We start from the raw sequence: 3,089 nt of genomic DNA, 5'->3' as shown, positions 1-3,089 counted from the left end.
AAAATGCGGGCGGATAGCTTGTCGGAGCTCGTGCGAATGGCCATTCTTTCGGGTCATTCGCCGTGACGGCTGCGTTGAGCCAGATCAAATCGCTGCTGTCCGTCCCGCGCTAAACAAAGCGGATGCTCGTCGGACCGGATCGGGAACGCCGCCACACGCCTGCGATGTTTGGTACAGTGCTTATCGTCGATGATGACGCTGCGGTTCGAAGCGCTCTCAAGTTTTCCCTCGAACTAGAGGGCCTCGATGTCCGAGTCTACGATGGGCCGAGGGCCTTGCTTGCCGAGGCAAGCCTGCCGGCAAGCGGCTGCCTCGTCATCGACTACCGCATGCCGCTCATTGATGGGCTGCAGCTCATCGAGTTGCTTCGGGAACGCCATATCGATCTGCCGGTTATCATGATCGCGGGTCGTGCATCGGCTGAACTGCGTCGTCGAGCCGCAAGGTCGGGTGTTCGCCAGGTCCTCGAAAAGCCTCTGTCGGATGGTGCCCTCGTTGAAGGGATTCGGTCTATCCTTGCGAAGCCCGCCTGACGGCGGTGAAAGCCAGGCAAACCGAAGCACGCGAGGCAACACCAATGTCGCCATTCGTCCCTGCGATGCGGAGCGCCGAGGGACTGACGGACGAGGAGGCCCGGCGACGGCTGGCCGCTGAAGGCTTCAACGACCTTCCGCGGACGGATCGTCGGACCTTTCTGCGCATCGTTGGCGACGTGCTGCGCGAGCCGATGTTCTCGCTTCTACTCGGCGCCGGGGCGATCTACTTCGTCCTGGGTGACTTGACCGAGGGGCTGGTCCTGCTCGCCTTCGCCACCATTTCGGTCTCGATCACCGTCGTCCAGGAAACACGCAGCGAGCGCGTCCTCGAGGCCCTGCGGGACATGACAAGCCCGCGCGCCCTGGTCGTTCGCGATGGGGAGCGCAAGCGCATCCCGGGCCGCGAGGTCGTGCGCGGTGACATCATTGTCATCCTTGAGGGCGACCGTATTCCGGCGGACGCGGTGCTGTCCGCCGCACACAATCTCCTGGTGGACGAGTCCCTGCTCACCGGCGAGTCGGTTCCCGTGAGCAAGAGTGCCAGCTCCGCCGACGATAAGGCGCAGATGGCAAGGCCAGGGGGTGAAGACCAACCCTTCGTATTTTCCGGCTCGCTTGTCGTCCGCGGCGAAGGAACCGCGATTGTGGTCTCCACTGGTCTGTCGAGTGAAATCGGCAGGATCGGCCAGGCTCTCGGAAGAATCGTCATAGAGCCGCCGCGACTCCAGCAGCAAACCCGTTTGCTTGTCCGCAACTTCGCCATGTTCGGCCTGGCCGCAAGCCTGCTCGCTGTTCTTCTTTATGGTTTTCTCCGGGGAGACTGGCTTCAGGCGATCCTGGGCGGCATCGCCCTCGGCATGTCGATGTTGCCGGAGGAGTTCCCGCTGGTGCTCACCGCTTTCATGGTCATGGGAGCCTGGCGTTTGTCGCGGGCACGCGTGCTGACACGCCGCGCGGCAGCTATCGAGATGCTGGGCGCGGCCACGGTCTTGTGCACCGACAAGACCGGCACCCTGACCGAGAATCGCATGACGATCGCCGGGCTTCGGACGCCGATGCCGGATGAGGACGGGGTGCGATTGCTCGAGACCGCGCTGCTGGCCAGCGGGCGCGAGTCGTTCGATCCCATGGAGCGGGCGATCACCGGAGAAGTGGGACGACAGCCCGGTGGCGTGGGTGCGGTCTATGCCGGTCTGGACCTGGTCCGGCAGTACGGGCTGCGCTCCGACTTCCCTGCTATGACCAATTTCTGGCGTCGCGCTGGAGGCGGGGACGGCATGGCCTGCGCGAAGGGGGCACCGGAAGCGATCGGGGCGCTCTGCGGTCTCGACGCTGCGCGGCTTTCCTGGCTGCGGCGGTCAGTCGACGAAATGGCGAAGAAGGGCGCGCGTGTGCTGGGTGTGGCCCGTGCGGCTCATGCGGGCCGTGAACTGCCCGATGCACAGCAGGGCTTCGCTTTCGACTTCATCGGATTGATCGGTTTTGCCGATCCGCTACGTGCGAACGTGCCGGGCGCGGTACGCGAGTGCCAATCGGCCGGCATCAGGGTCATCATGATCACCGGTGACTATCCCGCAACCGCCGAAGCCATCGCTGCCGCCGCCGGACTGCCGCCGGGGCACACGATCGGTGGGGCTGATCTGGCACGCCTTGGCGGCGCCGATCTCGCGACCGGTGTTCGAACGGCCAATGTCTTCGCAAGGATATTGCCCGAGCAAAAACTCCGGATCGTCAACGCGCTCAAGGCCGATGGCGAGATCGTCGCCATGACCGGAGATGGCGTGAACGATGCGCCGTCTCTGAAGTCCGCCCACATCGGCATTGCCATGGGTGGGCGTGGTACCGACGTTGCCCGTGAGGCCTCGTCGATCGTTCTGCTCGACGATGATTTCGGCTCGATCGTCAGGACGATCCGTCTCGGCCGCAGGATCTACGACAACCTCCGCAAGGCCATGGCCTACATCGTGGCGGTGCACGTGCCGATCGCCGGTCTGGCTCTGCTGCCGCTGCTGCTCGGCACGCCCCTGATCCTGACCCCGATCCACATTGCCTTCCTTGAGATGGTGATCGATCCGGCGTGCTCCATCGTCTTCGAGGCCGAGCCCGACGAGGACGACGTGATGCGGCGCCCGCCACGCGGCCCGGAAAGCAAACTCCTGTCTGGCCGGATGGTGATGTGGGGCCTGCTTCAGGGCGGGCTGGCCCTTGCCGCGCTCGCCGCCGTCTATGCCGCCGGGATCACGCGGCAGATGCAGGACGACGAACTGCGGGCGCTGGTGTTTGTTTCCCTGGTCCTCACCAACACCAGCCTCATCCTGGTGAACCGGTCGTTCAGCGGATCGCTGTTGGTAGCACTGGGGCGTCGGAACCTGTCGCTGTGGCTGTTGCTGTCGGGCGTGGCCGGGATCCTTGCCGTCGCACTGACGTGGCCGCCGGCCATGAGTCTGTTTCGCTTCGGCACGCTCCATCTCGACGATCTCGGCCTGTCCGTAGCCTCTGCGGCGGTCATTCTCCTGATTCTGGAGACCGTCAAACCGAGGTGGCGGACCGGCT

Annotated in this window: 2 protein-coding genes; both read left to right on the top strand. The window is 64.6% G+C overall.

The features are described from left to right. The first annotated feature begins 122 nt into the window (after positions 1 to 122). Positions 123 to 533, top strand: a complete 411-nt coding sequence (locus tag EPO55_RS17640; RefSeq protein ID WP_296338359.1) for a response regulator — start codon at positions 123 to 125, stop codon at positions 531 to 533. A 44-nt stretch (positions 534 to 577) separates the two neighbouring features. After that, positions 578 to 3,089: cation-translocating P-type ATPase (locus EPO55_RS17635; protein ID WP_296338358.1), on the top strand; the 2,512-nt coding region annotated here is incomplete at its 3' end.

Source organism: Reyranella sp. (assembly GCF_004296935.1).
In the GTDB taxonomy this organism is placed as follows: domain Bacteria; phylum Pseudomonadota; class Alphaproteobacteria; order Reyranellales; family Reyranellaceae; genus Reyranella.
The sequence above is the reverse complement of the archived record's forward strand: the minus strand, read 5'-3'. Positions and strand labels throughout refer to the sequence as shown.

Coding starts and splice junctions, on each gene's coding strand:
- EPO55_RS17640 (WP_296338359.1), top strand. CDS start 123: ATGCTCGTCGGACCGGATCGGGAACGCCGCCACACGCCTGCGATGTTT.